11 protein-coding genes are annotated in these 21,789 nt (G+C 73.7%); 9 read left to right on the plus strand and 2 right to left on the minus strand.

The genetic code is table 11. The features are described from left to right. Positions 1–280 precede the first annotated feature (280 nt). Complete coding sequence (locus tag ACFVFR_RS15065) at positions 281–1,927, plus strand: M4 family metallopeptidase (protein ID WP_383701455.1); 1,647 nt, start codon at positions 281–283, stop codon at positions 1,925–1,927. Between the two features lie 110 nt (positions 1,928–2,037). Here the strand turns inward: ACFVFR_RS15065 and glgP are convergent, their stop codons facing one another. Further along, positions 2,038–4,803, minus strand: coding sequence for an alpha-glucan family phosphorylase (glgP, locus tag ACFVFR_RS15070; RefSeq protein WP_383701457.1), 2,766 nt, complete (start codon positions 4,801–4,803; stop codon positions 2,038–2,040). 261 nt (positions 4,804–5,064) lie between these two features. Here glgP and ACFVFR_RS15075 point away from each other — a divergent pair, with 261 nt between their 5' ends. The 5 genes from ACFVFR_RS15075 to glgB all read left to right on the plus strand — a co-directional run bounded on the left by ACFVFR_RS15075 (position 5,065) and on the right by glgB (position 14,881). Next, positions 5,065–5,991, plus strand: a complete 927-nt coding sequence (locus ACFVFR_RS15075) for a helix-turn-helix transcriptional regulator (RefSeq protein ID WP_383701459.1) — start codon at positions 5,065–5,067, stop codon at positions 5,989–5,991. Positions 5,992–6,320: 329 nt separating this feature from the next. Next, positions 6,321–8,405, plus strand: a complete 2,085-nt coding sequence (locus tag ACFVFR_RS15080; protein WP_383701461.1) for an alpha-1,4-glucan--maltose-1-phosphate maltosyltransferase — start codon at positions 6,321–6,323, stop codon at positions 8,403–8,405. Then, entirely contained in the window at positions 8,402–10,150 is a 1,749-nt protein-coding gene (treS, locus tag ACFVFR_RS15085) for a maltose alpha-D-glucosyltransferase (protein WP_383701463.1), read from the plus strand. The genes ACFVFR_RS15080 and treS overlap by 4 nt, the downstream gene beginning before the upstream one ends. Positions 10,151–10,718: 568 nt before the next feature. Further along, entirely contained in the window at positions 10,719–12,506 is a 1,788-nt protein-coding gene (locus tag ACFVFR_RS15090) for a maltokinase (RefSeq protein WP_383701465.1), read from the plus strand. 152 nt (positions 12,507–12,658) lie between these two features. Further along, positions 12,659–14,881: a 1,4-alpha-glucan branching enzyme gene (gene glgB / locus ACFVFR_RS15095; RefSeq protein WP_383701698.1), complete on the plus strand. Its 2,223-nt coding sequence runs from the start codon at positions 12,659–12,661 to the stop codon at positions 14,879–14,881. A gap of 617 nt (positions 14,882–15,498) precedes the next feature. Here the strand turns inward: glgB and ACFVFR_RS15100 are convergent. After that, complete coding sequence (locus ACFVFR_RS15100; RefSeq protein ID WP_383701701.1) at positions 15,499–16,887, minus strand: cation:dicarboxylate symporter family transporter; 1,389 nt, start codon at positions 16,885–16,887, stop codon at positions 15,499–15,501. A 352-nt stretch (positions 16,888–17,239) separates the two neighbouring features. On the opposite strand from ACFVFR_RS15100, the gene ACFVFR_RS15105 reads away from it, so the two are divergent. From ACFVFR_RS15105 to ACFVFR_RS15115, 3 genes are all read left to right on the plus strand, one after another. Continuing rightward, complete coding sequence (locus ACFVFR_RS15105; protein ID WP_383701466.1) at positions 17,240–19,312, plus strand: ATP-binding protein; 2,073 nt, start codon at positions 17,240–17,242, stop codon at positions 19,310–19,312. Between the two features lie 53 nt (positions 19,313–19,365). Continuing rightward, positions 19,366–20,064 carry a response regulator gene (locus ACFVFR_RS15110; RefSeq protein ID WP_383701468.1) on the plus strand — a complete coding sequence of 233 codons (699 nt, stop codon included), beginning with the start codon at positions 19,366–19,368 and terminating at the stop codon, positions 20,062–20,064. A 332-nt stretch (positions 20,065–20,396) separates the two neighbouring features. Then, the gene (locus ACFVFR_RS15115) at positions 20,397–21,707 is read left to right on the plus strand and encodes a glycosyl hydrolase family 8 (protein ID WP_383701470.1); all 1,311 of its coding nucleotides are present in this window, start codon (positions 20,397–20,399) and stop codon (positions 21,705–21,707) included. Positions 21,708–21,789: the final 82 nt, after the last annotated feature.

Consider the following 21,789-nt stretch of genomic DNA (forward strand, 5'->3'; position numbering starts at 1 on the left):
CCAGCCCCGTCCCGTGAGCGGCGGTGACGCGGGCCCCTCGACAGGCGTCGCCTGGGGAGAGCACGTTCCCCCAGGCGACGCCTCTCCCATGCGCCGCTTCGTCCGGTATCCGGAGGGTATGGGACCAACAACGAACAAAATATCGACGTCACGGTGATGCCCCCATGACATGTTCGCGTCTGGTGTGACAGTCTGCCCACGCGCTTCACACCCGCACCTCTTGTGTGACCGGACGGCTCCCGCCGGCCGGTCCATCCCCCCACGGCAAGAAGGAGTTCGCGTGAGCACGTCCTTTGGCATACCCCGATCCACCCGCGCCCGCCGCACCGCCGCCGCCGGCGGCGCCCTCGCCGCGGTCGCCGCGCTGCTGGCCACCGGCCTGAGCACCGGCACCGCCGGCGCGGCCGACGCCTCGTCCTCGGCCACCGCGGTCCCGCTCAGCGCCTCGCAGCGCGCCGAGCTGCTGCGCGAGGCCACCAGCACCACGGTCAGGACCGCGGACACGCTGGGCCTGGGCGCCCAGGAGAAGCTGGTCGTCAAGGACGTCGTCAAGGACGGCGACGGCACCACCCACACCCGCTACGAGCGCACCTACGCCGGCCTGCCGGTGCTCGGTGGCGACCTGATCGTCCACGAGGCCAAGGGCGGCGCGCTCAAGGGCGTCACCAAGGCGACCAAGGCCGCCATCAGGGTCGACTCCACGCGGGCCGGCATCGCCCCGTCCGCCGCCGAGCGGGCCGCGGTCAAGGCCGCCCAGGCCGACGACGCCAAGCTGGCGAAGGCCGACAAGGCGCCCCGCAAGGTCATCTGGGCCGCCGACGGCACGCCGGTCCTGGCCTACGAGGCCGTCATCGGTGGCACGCAGGCCGACGGCACGCCCAACGAGCTGCACGTCATCACCGACGCCAACACCGGCAAGAAGCTCTTCACCTTCCAGGGCGTCCGCAACGGCACCGGCGCCAGCCAGTACAGCGGCGAGGTCGAGCTGGGCACCGCCAAGGAGGGCGGCGGCTACACGCTGACCGACGGCGAGCGCGGCGGCCACCAGACGCTGAACCTGAACAACGGCCAGGGCGGCCAGGGCCAGGCGTTCACCGACGACGACGACAAGTGGGGCACCGGCAAGCCCGACGACGAGCAGACCGCGGCCGTCGACGCCCACTACGGCGCGGCCCTGACCTGGGACTACTACAAGTCCGTGCACGGTCGCGACGGCATCAGGGGCGACGGCCAGGGCGCCAAGTCCAACGTGCACTACGGCCAGAACTACTCCAACGCGTTCTGGCAGGACTCCTGCTTCTGCATGACCTACGGCGACGGCGCGGGCAACACCCACCCGCTGACCTCGATCGACGTCGCGGCCCACGAGATGACGCACGGCGTCACCTCGGCCACCGCCAACCTCACCTACAGCGGCGAGTCCGGTGGCCTGAACGAGGCCACCTCCGACATCTTCGCCACGGCCGTCGAGTTCAACGCGAACAACAGCGAGGACGTCGGCGACTACCTCATCGGCGAGGAGATCGACATCCGTGGCGACGGCAGCCCGCTGCGCTACATGGACAAGCCCTCCAAGGACGGCAGCTCGCTCGACGACTGGGACGCGAACGCCGGAGACGTGGACGTCCACTACTCGTCCGGCATCGCCAACCACTGGTTCTACCTGGCCTCCGAGGGCAGCGGCGCCAAGGAGATCAACGGCGTGAAGTACGACAGCCCCACCGCCGACGGCTCCACCGTCGAGGGCATCGGGCGGGACAAGGCCGAGAAGATCTGGTTCAAGGCCCTGACCACGTACATGACGTCCAACACGGACTACGCCGCCGCCCGCGAGGCCACCCTCAAGGCGGCCACCGACCTCTACGGCGCGGACAGCGCCGAGGTCAAGGGCGTGGACGCGGCCTGGGCCGGTGTCAACGTCAAGTAGCGCGCCGGCGGCGCCGACCGGGGCGCCGTAGCGGATGACGGGGCGGGCCCGGGGACACGTTCCCCGGGCCCGCCTCGTGTCGTGCGCGCGGGGCCGCCGCGCGGGCCGGGTCAGCGCGGGAGCGGCCCGGCCACCGGCTCCGTGTGCTCGGTCGGCGCGACCAACAGGCCCAACTCCGCGCTGTTGGCGAGCAGTTCGTGACAGGGCAGCACGCGCACGGTGTAGCCGTACGGGCCGGAGCGGTCCAGGGTCAGCGGTCCCTCGTACGACCAGCGCCCCTCCAGGCTCGGCCCGCCGACCGGCTTGAGCGGCACCGCGCGGGCGGCGCCGATCCGGTCCACCTCGTCCACCGGCCCGGCCAGCGCCTGCACCTCCACGTCCTCGGGGGCCAGATCGCCCAGGGTGACCCCCACCCGCAGCGTCAGCGTGCTGCCGAGTTCGACCGTGGCGCTCTCCCCGGCGGGGTCGGCCGGGCCCGGTTCGCCCTCGGCCCGGACGTGGTCCACCGCCACGCCCGGCCAGGCCGCGCGCACCCGGGCCTTCCAGTGGGCCAGTTGCTGCGCGGTGGCGCCGCTGGTGGCGCGGTGGGCGCGGGCGGCCGGCACGTACAGCCGCTCCACGTACTCGCGCACCATCCGCCCCGCCAGGACCTTGGGGCCCAGCGTGGTCAGGGTGCGGCGGACCATGGCGATCCAGTGGTCGGGCAGTCCGCTGGCCCCGCGCGCGTAGAAGCGGGGGGTGATCTGGTGGGCCAGCAGGTCGTAGAGCGCGGCGGCCTCCAGCGCGTCGCGCCGGTCCCGGTCGGCGCCGGCCGCCTCGCCCTCGCCGGCTTCGGTGGGCCCGTCGGCGGTGGGAATGGCCCAGCCGAAGTCCGGGTCGTACCACTCGTCCCACCAGCCGTCCCGGACCGACAGGTTGAGGCAGCCGTTGAGGGCGGCCTTCATGCCGGAGGTACCGCACGCCTCCAGGGGGCGCAGCGGGTTGTTCAGCCACACGTCGCAGCCGGGGTACAGGCGCTGGGCCATGGCCATGCCGTAGTCGGGCAGGAAGACCAGCCGGTGGCGGACCCGGGCGTCGTCGGCGAAGCGCACCAACTCCTGGATGAGGCGCTTGCCACCGTCGTCGGCCGGGTGCGCCTTGCCCGCGACGACGATCTGCACCGGCCGCTCGGGATGCAGCAACAACTCCGTCAGCCGCTGCGGGTCGTGCAGCATCAGGGTGAGCCGCTTGTACGCCGGGACGCGGCGAGCGAAGCCGACGGTGAGCACGTCCGGGTCCAACACGCCGTCGATCCAGCCGAGTTCGGCGCGGTCGGCGCCGCGCTGCCGCCAGGAGGCGGCCAGCCGTTCGCGCACGTCGAGGACCAGGCGTTCGCGCAGCGTCCGACGCAGCGCCCACAGCTCCGCGTCGGAGGTGGTGGGCGCCGTGTCGGCACGCCGTACGCCCTCCTCCGGGGCTCGCGCGGCGGCCCGCGCGGCGGCGTGGCCCGTGGCGGGCCGGTCCGGGAGGGGCCGGTCCGGGAGGGGCTGCGCGTCGGCGAGGCGTGCGATGTCGAGCCGGGCGACCTCGGGCGCGACCCAGGTCGGGGCGTGCACCCCGTTGGTGATGGCGGTGACGGGCACTTCGGCGGCGTCGAAGCCCGGCCACAGGCCCGCGAACATCTGCCGGCTGACCTGTCCGTGCAGGGTGGAGACGCCGTTGGCGCGCTGGGCCAGGCGCAGGCCCATCACGGCCATGTTGAAGAGGTTGTCCTCGCCGCCGGGGTAGGTCTCCCGGCCCAGCGCCAGGACGCGGTCGACGGGCAGCTCGGCCAGTTCGCCGCCCTCGCCGAGGTGGCGGGCGACCAGTTCGCGCTCGAAGCGGTCGATGCCGGCGGGTACGGGGGTGTGCGTGGTGAAGACGGTCCCGGCGCGCACGGACTCCAGGGCGGTGTCGAAGTCGGCGCCGGCCGCGCTCAGTTCGCGGATGCGCTCCAGGCCGAGGAAGCCGGCGTGCCCCTCGTTGGTGTGGAAGACCTCGGGCGCCGGGTGCCCGGTGTGGGCGCAGAAGGCGCGCACGGCGCGCACGCCACCGATACCGAGCAGCAGTTCCTGGAGCAGCCGGTGTTCGCCGCCGCCCCCGTAGAGCCGGTCGGTGACGTCGCGCTCGCGCGGCGCGTTGCCCGCCACGTCGGAGTCGAGCAGCAGCAGCGGGACCCGGCCCACGCTCGCCGTCCAGACGTGCGCGTGCAGCGAGCGCCCCTCCGGCAGGGCGAGGGTGACGCGCACGGGGGTGCCGTCGGGCGCGCGCAGCAGCGTCAGCGGCAGCTCGTTCGGGTCCAGGACGGGGTAGTGCTCCTGCTGCCAGCCCTCGCGCGAGAGCGTCTGCCGGAAGTAGCCGTGCCGGTAGAGCAGTCCGACGCCGATCAGCGGTACGCCGAGGTCGCTGGCGGACTTGAGGTGGTCGCCGGCGAGGATGCCCAGGCCGCCGGAGTACTGGGGCAGGGCGGCGGTGATGCCGAACTCGGGCGAGAAGTAGGCGACGGCCCGGGGCGGCGCGCCCGTCGAAGGGGTGTCCTCGCCGTCGGCCGGCCGCTCGGCCCGCCGCTGGTACCAGCGCGGTCCGGTCAGGTACGCGCGCAGTTCGTCGGCGACCTCGGCGACGCGGCGGGCGAACGCGGGGTCGGCGGCGAGGTGGGCGAGCCGGTCGGCGGAGACCGAGCCGAGGAGGCGTACCGGGTCGCCGCCGGCGGCCCGCCAGCCGTCCGGGTCCACGGCCTGGAACAGGTCGCGGGTCTCGGGGTGCCAGGACCAGCGCACGTTACGCGCGAGATCGCTGAGCGGTCGTAGAGGTTCCGGGAGGACGGGGCGCACGCTGAAACGACGAATGGCCTTCACGCTGCGACGGTAGCGGCGGCCACCGGGTCGGTTCGCCCATATCCACGAAATTTCTTCGTGTCTGTAGGCGCACGCTCTATTTGTCCGTTGAGCGACTGCCTGAACGGGTGACCCCGCGAGCCCGCTCCGGGGCGCGCCCCCGTACGCGACGGGCGGCGGGCGCTCGCGGGCGGGCGGCGCGCGGAGCCGGCGCGCCCGGCCCCGCTGCCTGCCCCTGACAGGGGCAGGCACGACAGCCCGGCGCTGACGGACACTGGGGCCATGGACACACCAGCCGAACTGGGCGACTTCCTCCGCAGCCGCCGCGCCCGACTCCAGCCCGCGGACGTCGGACTGGTCTCGTACGGGGGTCAGCGCCGGGTCCCGGGACTGCGCCGCGAGGAGCTGGCCCAGCTCGCCGGGGTGAGCGTGGCGTACTACACCCGGCTGGAACAGGGCCAGAGCGGCAACGCCTCGGACGGGGTCCTGGACGCCATCGCCCGCGCGCTGCGACTGAGCCCGGACGAGCACGCGCACCTGCGCAACCTGGCCCACCCGGCGCGCGCACCGCGCCGCCCGGCCCCGCGCGCCGCGACGGCGCGGCCCGCCGCCCGGCAGCTCATCGCGGCGATGGACGCGGTTCCCGCGCTGCTGCTGGACGCGCGCTACGACGTGCTGACGTGGAACCCGCTGGGGCACGCGCTGCTGGCCGGGCACGTGCCCGTGGCGGCGCCGGAGCGGCCCGCCGAGCGCCCGAACACCCAGCGCCTGCTGTTCCTGGACCCGCACGCGCGGGAGCTGTACCCGGACTGGGAGGGCGAGGCGCGGCGCGCGGTCTCCTCGCTGCGCCTGGCGGCCGGCGAGTATCCCGAGGATCGCCAACTCGCGGAACTGGTAGGCGAGTTGACGATGAAGAGTTCCGAGTTCGCGGCCCTGTGGTCCCGGCATCCGGTGCGCGGCTGCGTCAGCGGCGTCAAGCTCTTCCACCATCCGCTGGTGGGGCCGCTGGAGCTGTCCTTCCAGATGCTGCGCCTGCCCGACTCGGGCGGGCAGAGCATGCTGGCGCTCAGCGCGGAGCCGGGCTCGCCCTCGGACGCGGGCCTGCGGCTGCTGGGCGGCATGGCGGCGGCCGACCCGACGTACGCGCCGGGCCCCGACAGCGGGCCGACGCGCGCCCCGGACCACCCCGCGGGGCGCCTGAGCGACTGACGCCGAGGCTGAGGCCGGCGTCGACACCGAAGCCGGCGTCGGCGTCGGTGCGCGCGCAGGTGTAGGCGTAGGCGTAGGCGTTGAGGCTGGGCGGCGTGGCGGGCTCGGCGTGGGCGGCGACGGGCCGGGCGGCGTGGCGGTGCCGGCCGGGCCTCTGTGGGGGTGTCGGAGGAGCGTGGGCGCCGGGCGGCCCGGTTCGTACCGGTTCGGGGCGATCCGCCCACTCGGGTGAACGCGGCCCGCAGCGGCCCCGCGCGTGCCCGGGGATGGGTGTGCCCACCCGGTAGAAAGATCACTGCCCCGCACGCCAGCGACGCCGAGGTGATCTCGTGATCGGCCGTATTCCCGTGTTGGCCATCCGCCCGCTCGTTGACTGCGGCAGGCGCCCAGCGAAGGCGGTGGTCGGCGAGACGTTCCAGGTCAGCGCCACCGTCTTTCGCGAGGGGCACGACGCGGTCGGGGCGAACGTGGTGCTGCGCGACCCCGCCGGGCGCAGCGGCCCCTGGACGCCGATGCGCGAGCTGGAACCGGGTACGGACCGCTGGGGCGCCGACGTCACGCCCGACCGCGAGGGGCGCTGGACGTACACGGTCGAGGCGTGGAGTGACCCGGTGGCCACCTGGCGGGCGCACGCCCGGATCAAGGTGCCGGCCGGCATCGACACCGAGCTGGTGCTCGCCGAGGGGGCGCACCTGCACGAGCGCGCCGCCGCCGACGTACCGAAGAACACCGGCCGCGAGGCCGTGCTGGGCGCGGTGGACGCGCTGGCCGACCAGGACCGTCAGGTGGCCGACCGGCTCGCCGCCGCGTTCGCCCCCGAGGTGGTGGCCGCCCTGGACCGGTACCCGCTGCGTGAGCTGGTGACCACCTCGCGCCCGGCGCCGCTCCAGGTCGAGCGCGAGCGCGCGCTGTTCGGCTCCTGGTACGAGATGTTCCCGCGCTCCGAGGGCGCCGTGCTGGCCGAGGGCGCGCCACCGGTCAGCGGCACCCTGCGGACCGCCGCCGAGCGGCTGCCGGCGATCGCCGCGATGGGCTTCGACGTGGTCTACCTGCCGCCGATCCACCCCATCGGCACCTCCTTCCGCAAGGGCCCCGACAACACGCTCACGGCCGGCCCGCACGACGTGGGCTCGCCGTGGGCGATCGGCTCGGCGGCCGGCGGGCACGACGCCGTCCATCCCGACCTGGGCACCCTGGCGGACTTCGACCACTTCGTCGCCAGGGCTCACGAGCTGCGCCTTGAGGTGGCCCTCGACTTCGCGCTCCAGTGCTCGCCGGACCACCCGTGGGTGACCAGCCATCCGCACTGGTTCCACCACCGCCCCGACGGCAGCATCGCGTACGCGGAGAACCCGCCGAAGAAGTACCAGGACATCTACCCGATCGACTTCGACGCGGACCTGCCGGGCATCGTCCGCGAGACGCTGCGGGTGCTGCGCTTCTGGATGGCGCGCGGGGTGCGGATCTTCCGGGTGGACAACCCGCACACCAAGCCGGTGGTCTTCTGGGAGAAGGTGATCGCCGACGTCAACCGCACCGACCCCGGGGTGATCTTCCTCGCCGAGGCGTTCACCCGGCCCGCGATGATGCGCACCCTGGCGGCCGTCGGCTTCCAGCAGTCGTACACGTACTTCACCTGGCGCAACGGGAAGCGGGAGCTGACCGACTACCTGGGCGAGCTGGCCGGCGACGACGCCGCCCACATGCGGCCCAACCTCTTCGTCAACACCCCCGACATCCTGCACGCCTACCTCCAGGAGGGCGGCCGGGCCGCGTTCGAGATCCGCGCCGTGCTGGCCGCCACCCTCTCGCCGTCCTGGGGCCTGTACGCCGGCTACGAGCTGTGCGAGGCCACCCCGCTACGCGCGGGCAGCGAGGAGTACCTGCACTCGGAGAAGTACGAGCTCCGCCCGCGCGACTGGGCCGGCGCGGAGCGGGCCGGGGCCACCATCACCCCGCTGATCACCACACTCAACCGGCTGCGGCGGCACCACCCCGCACTGCGGCAGCTCCGCAACCTGCGCTTCCACCGCACGGACAACGACGCGGTGATCGCCTACTCCAAGCGGGTGCCCGAACGCAGGTCCGAGCCGGCGGTCGAGCGCCGGCCCGGGGCGCGGCCGATCCGGGGCGCGCGGCGGGAGGCGGACGCGCGGGGCACGGCCGGGGACTGCGTGCTGACCGTGGTCAACCTCGACCCCCACCACACCCACGAGGCCACGGTGTCGTTGGACATGCCAGAACTCGGCCTGGACTGGCATGAGTCCCTGTCGGTGCGCGACGAGCTCACCGGCTCCACCTACCACTGGGGCAGCGACAACTACGTGCGCCTAGAGCCGGGCAGCGGTATCGCGCCCGCGCACGTGTTCTCGCTGCGACCGTCCTCACCGATCGGAGGGTCACCCACACAATGATCGTCAACGAGCCCGTACAGGACACCTTCGAGGACACTCCGGCCGGGGATCGCCACCCGGACTGGTTCAAGAGTGCCGTGTTCTACGAGGTACTGGTCCGTTCCTTCCAGGACAGCAACGGGGACGGCATCGGCGACCTCAAGGGCCTCACCGCCAAGCTCGACTACCTGCAGTGGCTGGGCGTCGACTGCCTCTGGCTGCCACCGTTCTTCGCCTCGCCGCTGCGCGACGGCGGCTACGACGTGTCCGACTACACCGCCGTGCTCCCCGACTTCGGGGACCTGGCCGACTTCGTCGAGTTCGTGGACGCCGCCCACCAGCGCGGCATGCGCGTGATCATCGACTTCGTCATGAACCACACCAGCGACCAGCACGAGTGGTTCCAGCAGTCCCGCAAGGACCCGACCGGGCCCTACGGCGACTACTACGTCTGGGCGGACGACGACAAGCGGTACGCGGACGCGCGCGTCATCTTCGTGGACACCGAGGCGTCGAACTGGACCTTCGACCCGGTGCGCCAGCAGTACTACTGGCACCGCTTCTTCTCGCACCAGCCCGACCTCAACTTCGAGAACCCCGCCGTGCAGGAGGAGGTCATCGCCGCGCTGCGGTTCTGGCTCGACCTGGGCATCGACGGCTTCCGACTGGACGCGGTGCCCTACCTGTACGCCGAGGAGGGCACCAACTGCGAGAACCTGCCGCGCACGCACGACCTGCTCAAGCGCGTGCGGGCGGAGATCGACGCGCACTACCCGGACACCGTGCTGCTGGCCGAGGCCAACCAGTGGCCGGAGGACGTCGTGGACTACTTCGGCGACTTCCGGCGCGGCGGCGACGAGTGCCACATGGCCTTCCACTTCCCCGTCATGCCGCGCATCTTCATGGCGGTGCGCCGCGAGTCCCGCTACCCGGTCTCGGAAATCCTCGCCAAGACCCCGGCCATCCCCTCCGGCTGTCAGTGGGGCATCTTCCTGCGCAACCACGACGAGCTCACGCTGGAGATGGTCACGGACGAGGAACGTGACTACATGTACGCGGAGTACGCCAAGGACCCGCGCATGCGGGCCAACATCGGCATCCGGCGCCGGCTGGCCCCGCTCCTCGACAACGATCGCAACCAGATCGAGCTGTTCACCGCGCTGCTGCTGGCGCTGCCGGGCTCGCCGATCCTCTACTACGGCGACGAGATCGGCATGGGCGACAACATCTGGCTCGGCGACCGCGACGCCGTACGCACCCCGATGCAGTGGACCCCGGACCGCAACGCGGGCTTCTCCTCGTGCGACCCGGGGCGGCTGTTCCTCCCCACGATCATGGACCCGGTCTACGGCTACCAGGTGACCAACGTCGAGGCGGCCATGAGCAGCCCCTCCTCGCTGCTGCACTGGACCCGTCGCATGATCGAGATCCGCAAGCAGAACCCGGCCTTCGGGCTCGGCTCCTTCACCGAGCTGCCGTCGAGCAACCCGGCCGTTCTGGCGTTCCTGCGCGAGTACGGCGACGACCTGGTGCTGTGCGTGAACAACTTCTCGCGTTTCTCCCAGCCGACGGAGCTGGACCTGGGGGCGTTCAACGGGCGCCACCCGGTCGAGCTCATCGGGGGCGTGCGCTTCCCCGCCATCGGTGAACTGCCCTACCTGCTCACCCTGGCCGGGCACGGCTTCTACTGGTTCCGGCTGCGTCCCGCCGACGGCGTCGACCGCACGGAGGCGCCCGCCCACCCCGAGCGGGTACCGGTGAGCTGACCGGCCCCGGCCCGTCGACGCCACCACGCGGCGACGAGCCGGGCCGACCGACGGACCGTCCGGCCGACGCGGCCGACGGGTCGTCTGGCCGACCGACCGTCCGGCCTACCAACGGGACCGCCCGGCTCCCTGACCGACTGGCCGACCATCCGGCGAGGTGGCTGGTCGGCCATCTGACTCTCCGGCTGACCGACTCACCGACCGTCCGACCGCCCATCCGGCTGGCTGGCCATCCGGCTGGCCGGCCATCCGGCCGGGTGATCGGATCGGCCGGACCCCAGGGTCGGCGTCCCCGCGCGCGGCGGGGCGCCGGCCCTGTCGTCTTCCCCGCTCCGGGCCCCGCTCCCCCGCCCCGTCCCGCACACCGTGCCGCGTCCCGGCCCGCGCCCCCCGCGTCAGCCCTCTCCTCCCCCGCGTCGGCCCCCGCCTCATCCCCGCGTCGGCCCCGCCAGGCGTGGTCGGGGCGGCTCCCCGAGGTACTTCCACAGCGCGCCGCCGCTCAGAAAATGGCGCAATCCGGGACACTTCGTCCTATCTGTCGTGTGCCCCGGGGAAAGGACGCGACGTCATGTCGGACTCCTCCATGTCCCGGGGGTCACCCCCCACCTCCTCGGCGACGGGGTACGCCTCGCGTACGGGCCGGGCACCGGCCACGGTTCCGGTCGGCGCCACGCGGCCGGCCGACGGCGACGCGCTGCTGACCTCGTTGGCGCCGCTGCTGGTGACCTGGTTGCCACAGCAGCGCTGGTTCGCCGGCAAGGGTCGGCCGATCAGCGGCTTCACGCTGGTCTCGGCGACGGAACTGCTGCCCTGCGCGCGGCCCGGCGGCCCGGCGGGGCTGCTGCACCTGCTCGTCCGCGTCCACCAGCCCGCGTCCCGTACCGAGGCCGACGAGGCCGCCGAAGGCGACGGGGCCACCGGGGCCGGAGCCGACGGGGGCGCGGCCGAGGGCGCCGGCGAGGCCGGCACCGGCGACGGCGGCGGGCCGCTGGCGAAACCATCCTCCTCGGCGCGCGCACGGCCGCCCGCCGCGCCGGCGGACTGCTACCAGCTGCTGCTCGGCGTGCTCCCACCGACCGACGACGCCCGTGCGACGGTGGGCGGGGCGCCGGAGCCGGCGGCGGGTGGGGCGGCGCCGGCGCGGCTGGCGCACGCGCTCGTCGGCCGCCCGGCGTCCGGCCCGCTGCGCGGCTGCCCGCTCTACGAGGCGCTGGCCGATCCACGTCAGGCCGCGCTCCTCCTGGAACGCCTGCGGGTGCCGGGGCGAGCGGGGCCACTGCGCTTCAGGCACGCGCCCGGGGCCACCATCGCCGCCGGCCTCACCCCCCGCCCGCTCGCCGCCGAGCAGTCCAACTCCTCGGTGGTGTACGGCGACACGTACATCCTCAAGGTCTTCCGCCGGATCGCCCCGGGCGTCAACCCGGACCTGGAGGTGGCGCTCGCGCTGGCGCGCACGGGCTGTCGCCGCGTACCGCCGCCCACCGCGTGGTTCGAGGCCACGGCGCCGGCCGAGGCCGCCCGGGCGGGGGCGGGGCCGGGCGAGACGCTGACGCTCGGACTGCTCCAGCCCTATCTCGCCGACTCCGTCGACGGCTGGCAGTACGCCCTGGACCGGCTCGCCGGCGGCGCCCGCTTCGCCGACGCCGCGCACGCGCTGGGGCAGGCCACCGCCGAGGTGCACCTGGCGCTGGCGCGCTCGCTGCCGACCGCCGTGCTCGGCCCGCCGCAGATCGCGCGCCTGACGGCCGCCATGTCGCGTCGGCTGGACGCCGCCGCGAGTGCCGTTCCCGCGCTGCGGCCCTTCCGGCGGGCGCTGCGCACCGCCTACGCCGACCTCGCCGCGCTCGGGGAGAGCGGGCGGGTGTGGCCGGCCCAGCGCGTCCACGGCGACCTGCACCTGGGGCAGGCGCTGCGGGACACGCGCGACGGGCGGTGGAGCCTGATCGACTTCGAGGGCGAGCCCGCCAGCCCGCTGGCCGAGCGGCGGCGCCCGCAGCCCGTGGTGCGCGACATCGCCGGCATGCTCCGGTCGTTCGACTACGCGGCGGCGGTGGGCGCCCAAAACGGGCCCGGCACCGGCGCGGCGGGGCCCCCGGAGTGGGCGCGCGGCGCCCGGGCCGCGTACTGCGCGGGCTACGCCGCCGCCAGCGGCCACGACCCGCGCGCGGAGCCGGAGTTGTTGCGCGCGTTCGAGACCGACAAGGCCGTCTACGAGGTGCTCTACGAGGCCAGGCACCGGCCGGACTGGCTGCCCGTGCCCCTGTCGGCCATCCGGCGGCTGGCCGGGCCCGCCGCCCGGGACCCGGCAGGAGCCGGGCTCCCCTCGCCCTCTCACGTCCTGGAGGACTCCCCGTGACCGCACGCCCGTCCCCCGCCCCCCGGTCGGCGCCGTCCGAGGGCTCCCGCGCCCGGCGCCCACCCCGACCGGCCTCGCGCCCCACCCCGCCGCCGCCTCCCACCACGCCGCCGGCCCAGCTCACGGTGCGTACGGAGCGGACGCGCGAGCACCTGCCGCCCGAGGTGCGGCCCGCCGCGCCGCTGGACGTGGCGGAGCGCCGGCGGTTGCTGGCCGGTGAGCACCACGACCCGCACGCGGTGCTGGGCGCGCACCCGGAGCCGGCGGGGGTGCGCTTTCGCGTGCTGCGGCCCTACGCGCGCACGGTCACGGTCGTGGCGCGGGGGCTGCGAGCGCCGCTGTACTCCGAGGGGGACGGCCTGTTCGCGGGCGTGCTGCCAATGTCCGAGGTGCCGGAGTACCACCTGCTGGTCGCGTACGAGGAACGGGCCGACGACTTGGACGAGGAGCCGGTCACCCACGACCCGTACCGCTTCCTGCCCGCGCTCGGCGCGTTCGACCTGCACCTGATCGGCGAGGGGCGGCACGAGGAACTGTGGCGGGCGCTGGGCGCGCGGCCGATGGTCCACCAGGGCGTGGCCGGCACCCGGTTCACGGTCTGGGCGCCCCACGCGCTGGGCGTGCGGGTGGTGGGGGACTTCGCGTACTGGGACGGGACCGCCTACCCCATGCGGTCGCTCGGGTCCAGCGGGGTGTGGGAGCTGTTCCTGCCGGGGGTGGGCGAGGGGACGCTGTACAAGTTCGAGATCACCCGGCCCGACGGCTCGCACACGGTGCGCGCCGACCCGATGGCGCGGCGCACCGAGTGCCCACCGGCCACGGCCTCCGTCGTGGACGCCTCGCACCACCGGTGGCGGGACCAGGAGTGGCTGGCGGGGCGGACCGCGCGCCCGGTGACCGAGGCGCCGTTCTCGGTCTACGAGGTGCACCTGCCTTCGTGGCGGCCGGGCCTGGGCTACCGCGAGCTCGCCGAGCAGCTCCCCGACTACGTCCGTGACCTGGGCTTCACACACGTGGAGTTCATGCCGGTCGCCGAGCATCCCTTCGGCGGCTCGTGGGGTTACCAGGTGACCGGCTTCTACGCGCCCACCGCCCGACTCGGCACCCCGGACGACTTCCGGTACCTGGTGGACGCCCTGCACCAGGCCGGGATCGGGGTGCTGCTGGACTGGGTGCCGGCGCACTTCCCCCGCGACGACTGGGCACTGGCGGAGTTCGACGGCAGGCCGCTGTACGAACACGGCGACCCGACGCGGGCGGCGCACCCGGACTGGGGCACGCTCGTCTTCGACTACGGGCGCCGCGAGGTACGCAACTTCCTGGTGGCCAACGCGGTGTACTGGTGCGAGGAGTTCCACGTCGACGGGCTGCGCGTGGACGCCGTGGCCTCGATGCTCTACCTCGACTACTCGCGCGAGCCCGGCTCCTGGACGCCCAACGCGCGCGGCGGCCGGGAGGACCTGGACGCGGTGGCCTTCCTCCAGGAGACGAACGCCACCGTCTACCGGCGCTGCCCGGGGGTGGTGACCATCGCCGAGGAGTCCACCGCCTGGGACGGGGTGACCCGCGCGACCCACCACGTGGGCCCCACCGGCCTGGGCGGGCTCGGCTTCGGGCTGAAGTGGAACATGGGCTGGATGCACGACTCCCTCGGCTACCTGGCCCGCGAGCCGGTACACCGCGCCTACCACCACCACGAGATGACGTTCTCGATGGTGTACGCGTACTCGGAGAACTACGTGCTGCCCATCTCGCACGACGAGGTGGTGCACGGCAAGCGCGCGCTGGTCTCCAAGATGCCGGGCGACTGGTGGCAGCGGCGAGCCAACCACCGGGCGTACCTGGCGTTCATGTGGGCCCACCCGGGCAAGCAACTCCTCTTCATGGGGCAGGAGTTCGCCCAGGGCGCGGAGTGGTCACAGGAACACGGCCCCGACTGGTGGCTGCTGGACCCGGCGTACGCGGCCGAACCCGACCACCGGGGCGTACGGGACCTGGTCCGCGACCTCAACACGCGCTACGCGGCCACGCCGGCCCTGTGGGAGCGGGACACCTCGCCCGAGGGGTTCGCCTGGATCGAGGCCGACGCGGCGGGGGACAACGTGTTCGCCTTCACGCGCCACGCGGCGGACGGCACGCCCCTGGTGTGCGTGAGCAACATGTCGCCGGTGGTACGGCACGCCTACCGGATCGGGGTGCCGGCCGAGGTCCCCGTATGGGTGGAGGCGCTGAACACGGACGCGGAGCGGTACGGCGGCGGCGGGGTGGGCAACCCGGACCCGCTGAAGGCCGAACCGGTGGGCTGGCACGGCCGACCCACCTCGCTCACACCGGTGCTGCCACCGCTGGCGACCATCTGGCTCCGGCCCGAGTGAACCGGCCGCGGGCTCGGCCACCGGGCCGAGAAGGGGGCTGGTCGTAAAAGGGGGCTGGTCGTAAACGGGGGCCGGTCGTAAAAGGAGGGCGGTCGTAGCGGGAGGCCGGTCGCACAAGGAGGTCGGCGGTAAAAGGGGGCCGGCGGTAAAAGGGGGCCGGTCGTAAAAAGATGCCGGTCGCAACGGGAGGCCGGTCGTAGCGGGAGGCCGGTCGCACAAGGAGGTCGGTCGTAAGAATGCGCCCACCGCGACACGACGCCGGCCGTAACGGGAGGCTCGCCGTAAAAGGAGGCTGGTCGCAAAAAGAGACCGGTCGTAAAAGGATGCCGGTCGCAACGGGAGGCTGACCGTAACGGGAGCCCGGTCGTAAGAAGAGGCCGGGGCACAAGGGGGTCGGTCGTAACAAGGCGCTCGTCCTAGCGGGACGCCGGTCGTGAAGAGGTGCCGCCCCGTCCCGGAGGAGCGGGACGGGGCGGCGGGTGGGGCGAGATGGGGTGAGTTCTCGCCCCGCGGGATGGTCCGTTGTCTGACGCCTGCCCCGCCAGCGGCGTCACAGTCCGGTCGGATGTCTGTCGAGTGGTCCGGCCGGACGACAGCGGACCGTGGCCGGGCCTCGGTCAGACCTTCGCCGCCTCCTTGCCGCCGGCTTCGGAGGCGGCGTCGGTCCCGGCCGACGCCTGCTTGGCCAGGGCGACCCGCTCGCCCGGCCCGTCCGTGGGTTCGCCATCCCCCTCGGAGGGGCCGCCATGGGCGTCGTCCAGCAGCGTGCGTTCGTCGAAGGGAACCCGTCCGGCGAGGACGTCCGCCATCCGGTCGCGGTCGATCTCCTTGGTCCAGGTGCCGACGAGGACCGTGGCCACCGCGTTGCCGACGAAGTTCGTCAGCGCCCGCGCCTCGCTCATGAAGCGGTCGATGCCGACGATGAGTCCGACGCCGTCCACCAGTTCCGGGCGGTGCGACTGGAGGCCGCCCGCGAGGGTGGCCAGCCCGGCGCCGGTGACACCCGCGGCGCCCTTGGACGCCACGATCATGAACAGCAGCAGCGAGACCTGTTGCCCGATGGAGAGCGGGTCGCCCATCGCCTCGGCGATGAACAGCGAGGCCATCGTCAGGTAGATCGCGGTGCCGTCCAGGTTGAAGGAGTATCCCGTGGGGACGGTGATGCCCACGACCGGCTTGCTGACGCCCGCGTGCTCCATCTTCGCGATCAGTCGCGGCAGCGCCGACTCGGACGAGGAGGTGGACAGGATCAGCAGCAGCTCGCGCGCCAGGTACCTCAGCAGCAGGAACAGGTTCACGCCCGCCACCAGGCGCAGGATCGTGCCGAGGACGACGACCACGAAGAGCAGGCAGGTGACGTAGAAGCCGATCATGATGACCACGAGCCCGCTCAGGGCGTCGGTGCCGGTCTTGCCGACCACCGCGGCGATGGCGCCGAAGGCGCCCACCGGGGCCACCCACATGATCATCGCGAGCACGCGGAAGACGAGCCGCTGGATGTGCCCGATGCCGCGCAGGATCGGCTCGCCCGCCCTGCCCATGGCCTGCAGCGCGAAGCCGACCAGCAGGGCGATCAACAGGGTCTGGAGCACCTCGCCCTCGGTGAAGGCGGACATCATGCTCTTGGGGATGATGCCGAGCAGGAAGTCCTCGGTCGACTCGCTGGCCCCCTCGGCCTCGCTCTGCCCGGCCTTGGCGGTCGCGTCGTCCAGGTTCAGCCCGCTGCCGGGCTCCAGGATGTTGCCGACCAGCAGGCCGATGGCCAGGGCCACGGTGGACATCAGCAGGAAGTAGCCGAGCGCGAGGCCACCGACCGCGCCGACCTTGGCGGCCTTGCGGACCGAGCCGACGCCGAGCACGATCGTGCAGAAGATGATCGGCGAGATCATCATCTTGATCAGGTTCACGAAGCCGGTGCCGACCGGCTTGAGCTCCATGGCGAAGTCGGGCGCCGCGAAGCCCAGCGCGATGCCAAGGGCCACGGCCAGGATCACGAAGAGGTACAGGTAGTGCGTCTTGTCCCGCTTCGCGGGCCCCTGGGCGGTGGGGCGCGACGCCTTTCCGGACTCCTCCGTGACGTCCCGTCCCGAGGTCGAACCGGACGCGGGGGGCGGGTCTCCCGGCTCCGACGGCGAGGTCTGCGCAGCCAAGGCTGCCTCCTTCGGTCGTGCGACTGCTCGGCGGGGCTGGGAACTGCGTGGGTACGACCCGGCCACCGCCGCTGAGGACACCCGCCCGGCCGCCCGTGGGGTACGCGGCTCACGTGCGGGATGTCCCGGCGACTATGCATCACGCTGTGACGGCGGTCACCCTTCCGTACATTACGTTCACGCCAGGAACAGCGTGCAGACTGAGCCGATGCGCATCCCCCGCCCCCGCAGCCTGGCTGGCCAGCTGTTCGCCATGCAGGTCGTGCTGGTCGCCGCCGTGGTCGCCGGGTGCGCCGTCTTCTCCTACGTCACGGCCCGGGGCGAAGCCCAGGAGGCCGCGCGGCGCCAGGCGTTGACCGCGGCCACCACCATCGCCAACTCCCCGGCCGTGGCCGAGGCGGCGCGCTCGGCCGATCCGACCGTGGTGCTCCAGCCGTACGCCGAGCGCGTCCGGCTGGATTCCGGCGTCGCGTTCGTGACGATCATGAACCCGGACGGGGTGCGCTGGACACATCCCGAACCCAGCCGCATCGGCGAGAACTTCCTCGGCCACACCGGCCCCGCGCTACGCGGCCGGATCTTCTCCGAGACCTACACCGGCACCCTGGGCCCCTCCGTGCGGGTGGTGGCCCCGGTGCGCGAGGGCGGCGGCACCGACGGGCCGGGACCGGTGGTCGCCCTGGTCAGCGCGGGGATCACGATCAAGGAGATCACCGAGCGGGAGCGGCGCCAGGTGTTCGCGCTGGCCGGCGTCGCGCTGGCCGCGCTGGTCCTGGGCGGCCTGGGCACCTACGTCATCAACGCCCGGCTGCGCCGGCACACCCACGGCATGAACGCGGGCGAGCTGAGCCAGATGCACGACTACCACCAGGCGACGCTCCAGGCGGTGCGCGAGGGGCTGGTGATGCTGGACGGGCAGCGCCGGATCGCGCTCATCAACGACGGCGGGCGCGAACTCCTCGGCCTGTCCCGGGCCCGCGCCACGACCGGACCCGAGTCCGCGTTCCGCGCGGCCAGCGGCCCCGACGCGCCCGACGCCTCCGCCACCGGCGACGCCGAGGCCCCCGCCGCCCCCGCGACGACCGCCCCCGCGACGGCCACCCCTTCGATCGCCGACGCGCGGCGCGGCACCCCCGTCGGTCGTCACGTGGGCGAACTCGGCCTGCCCGCGCCGCTGACCGCCGCGCTGCTCGACCCGCGACCGCGCGTGGACGAGCTGCACCTGACCGCCGACCGGGTACTGATCGTCAACACCGCGCCCGTCAGCAGCGGCGGCCAGCGCGGCTCCGTGGTGACCCTGCGCGACCACACCGAACTCCAGGCCCTGTCGGGCGAGCTGGACTCCGTACGCGGCTTCGCCGAGGCGCTGCGCTCACAGGCCCACGAGGCGGCCAACCGGCTGCACGCCGTGGTCTCGCTGATCGAGCTCGGCCGGTCGGAGGAGGCGGTCGAGTTCGCCACCGCCGAACTCCAACTCGCCCAGGCGCTCACCGACCAGGTGGTGGGCGCGGTGGCCGAACCGGTGCTCGCGGCCCTGCTGCTCGGCAAGGCGGCGCAGGCCAGCGAGCACGGGGTGGACTTCGAACTCACCGCCGACAGCCACATCGACGACGGGCTGCTACCGGCCAGCCTGCCGGCGCGCGACCTGGTGACGGTCCTGGGCAACCTGGTGGACAACGCGATCGACGCGGCGGGAGGCCGCTCGGCCCCGGCCGACGGGCGTCGCCTCGGCCGCGCCGCCGCCCCCTACCCGGACGGGCGACGCGGCCGGGTGACGGTCACGGTGCGGGCCCGGGACGGGGAGCTGGCGCTGCGCGTCGGGGACAACGGCCCCGGCGTCGGCCCGGGCGCGGCCGAGGAGATCTTCCAACGTGGCTGGAGCACCAAGGCGGTGCCGGGCCACGGCCTCGGCCTGGCCATCGTGCGCCAGACGGTGCACCGCAACGGCGGCACCATCACCCTGGGCCGTTCCCCCCAGGGCGGCGCGGAGTTCACCGTCCGCCTCCCCCTCCACGGCGAGCCCCGCCCCCCGTACGCCGCCGCTCCCCTCCCCCCGACCACGCCGTCCGGGGCCGGGCCCACCCCTGCGGCCACACGCCAGGGCGCCAGGCCCACCACCCCGGCCCCACCCCGCGACGCCGCCCCAGCCGCTCCGTCCGCCCCGTCCGCCACCGACCCAGCCGCCCCGTACGCCGCCGTTCCCCCCTCACGCCCCGCCCCCGGGTCCGCGCTCGACCCCGGCCCGGGCCCCGCCGCCGGCACCCCGGGCGGCACCCCGTGAGCGCGCCGAGAGACGGGGGCGCCGCGAGGGGCGCGCCCCGTGGTGGGGGCGCGGTGGGCGGCGAGCCGATCCGGGTGCTCGTGGTCGAGGACGACAGCCTGGCCGCCGACGCGCACGCCCTCTACGTCGGCCGGGTGCCCGGCTTCACCGTCGTGGGGACCGTCCACTCCGCGACCGAGGCCCGTCGCTGGCTGGACCGCACCAGCGTGGACCTGTTGCTGCTCGACCTGTACCTGCCCGACGGCCACGGGCTGCGCCTGGTACGCGCGTTGCGGGCGACCGGGCACGGGGTGGACGTCATCGCGGTGACCTCCGCGCGCGACCTGGCCGTCGTCCGTGAAGGGGTCTCGCTGGGGGTCGTGCAGTACGTGTTGAAGCCCTTCACGTTCGCCACGCTGCGCGAGCGGCTGGCGCGTTACGCGGAGTTCCGGGCGACGGTGACGGTGGGCGAGGCCAGCGGCCAGGACGAGGTGGACCGGGCGCTGGCCGCGCTACGCGCCCCCCGGGCGGCGGCCGAACTGCCCAAGGGCCTCACGCGGGCGACCCTCCAGGCGGTGACCGAGGTGCTGCGCGCGGCCGACCCCGGCATCTCGGCGAACGCGACGGCCGAGGCGCTGGGCATCTCCCGGATCACCGCCCGGCGCTATCTGGAACACCTGGTGGACACGGGCCGCGCGATCAGGACCCCCCAGTACGGCGCCGTGGGCCGCCCCGAACTCTCCTACCGCTGGGACGCCCCCACGGCCCCGTGACCCACCCCGTGCCGCCGCCTCCCACCCGGGCGACACCCCGCCCGGCCCCGCCCGTCGGCCCCACCGACCGGGCCGGCCGACCAGCCCCGCCGACCGGCCCGGCGCGGGCCACGCGCGCCGGGCCGGGCCGGCCCGCGCCGGCGGCGTTCCACCGCCGCGCGGTGGCGGCACACCGCCCCGTCCGGCGCCCGGGCGGGCAGCGAAAGCGCACGTGAGAGGGCCGCCAGGTAAACAGGAAGCTTTCCTAACCATCGTCTTGTCGCGCCCGCACCCGCTCGCTAGCGTTCACCTGCCCAACTTCCGCGCACGGATGGAGACCTGACGTGGCCCTGGTGAGGAATCGCAGTTCGCTCGCCGTACTGACCGTCGCCGCACTCGCCGGTGGCGGCGGGCTCTGGCTCGCCGGCGTGCCCGGCAGCACGCCCGCCGACGCCGCTCCCGCGCCGGCCGTGGCCCCCGTGGCGGCCCCCGGCGCCGAGGGCCCGCGCGCCCAGGCCGACGCCGCCGTCCCCTTCGGCAGCCACTCCTTCTCGTACGCCAAGGGTGCCCTCAAGCCCTCCGGCAGCCAGCAGGACAACGATGGCAAGGTGCTGGCCTTCTACAAGAAGTGGAAGGCCAACTTCATCAAGCAGAACTGCGGCAACGGCTGGTACCAGGTGTACTCGCCGGACGCCGACCACGACTACGTCGGCGAGGCGCAGGGTTACGGCATGGTCATCACCGCGACCATGGCCGGCGCCGACGCCGACGCGCGGAAGATCTTCGACGGCATCCTGAAGTACGTGCTGGCGCACCCCTCCTCGATCAACAAGGACCTGCACGCCGCCGAGCAGAACGCGAGCTGCAAGAGCGTCAACGGCTCGGACTCGGCGACCGACGGCGACCTGGACATCGCCTACGGACTGCTCCTGGCCGACCGGCAGTGGGGCAGCTCGGGCACGTACGACTACAAGGCGCTGGCGGTCAAGCGGATCAACGCCATCAAGAAGAGCGAGGTGCACAGCGGCACCAAGCTGACCAAGCTGGGCGACTGGTCCTCCGGCGAGGACGACAAGCTCTCGCGCACCTCGGACTGGATGCCGGGCCACTTCAAGGCGTTCAAGAAGGCCACCGGCGACAGCACCTGGGACGCGGTGCGCGACAAGACGCAGCAGGTCAGCGCCGACCTCCAGAACACGTACGCGGCGAAGACCGGACTGCTGCCCGACTTCGTGGAGAACACCACCTCCACGCCGAGGCCGGCCACCGGCGAGGTCCTGGAGGACCCGCACGACGGCGACTACCACTGGAACGCCTGCCGCGACCCGTGGCGCCTTGGCACCGACGCGGCGCAGAGCGGCGACCCGACGTCCACCAAGGCGGCGGTGAAGCTGAGTTCGTGGTCCCGCCAGAAGACCGGCGGCGACCCGTCGAAGCTGGTCAACGGCTACCGGCTGAACGGCTCGGCCTACGGCGGCGGCAACGACGCCGCGTTCTTCGCCCCGTTCGCCGTCGCCGCCATGAACGACACGGACGGCCAGGCGTGGCTGGACGCGCTGTGGAAGAAGATGGTCGCCACCGCGCCCGGCTCGGACGACTACTTCTCCGCCAGCATCCAGCTCCAGTCGATGCTGGTGGTCACGCACAACTTCTGGACGCCCTGACCCGACCCCGGCACCTCCCCGACCCCGACACCACCACCGGCCCCGGCGCCCCCAGCGCCGGGGCCGGCCCGTCCCGGGCGGG

Origin of the sequence: Streptomyces sp. NPDC057702 (assembly GCF_042799315.1) — a bacterium.
GTDB lineage: Bacteria > Actinomycetota > Actinomycetes > Streptomycetales > Streptomycetaceae > Streptomyces.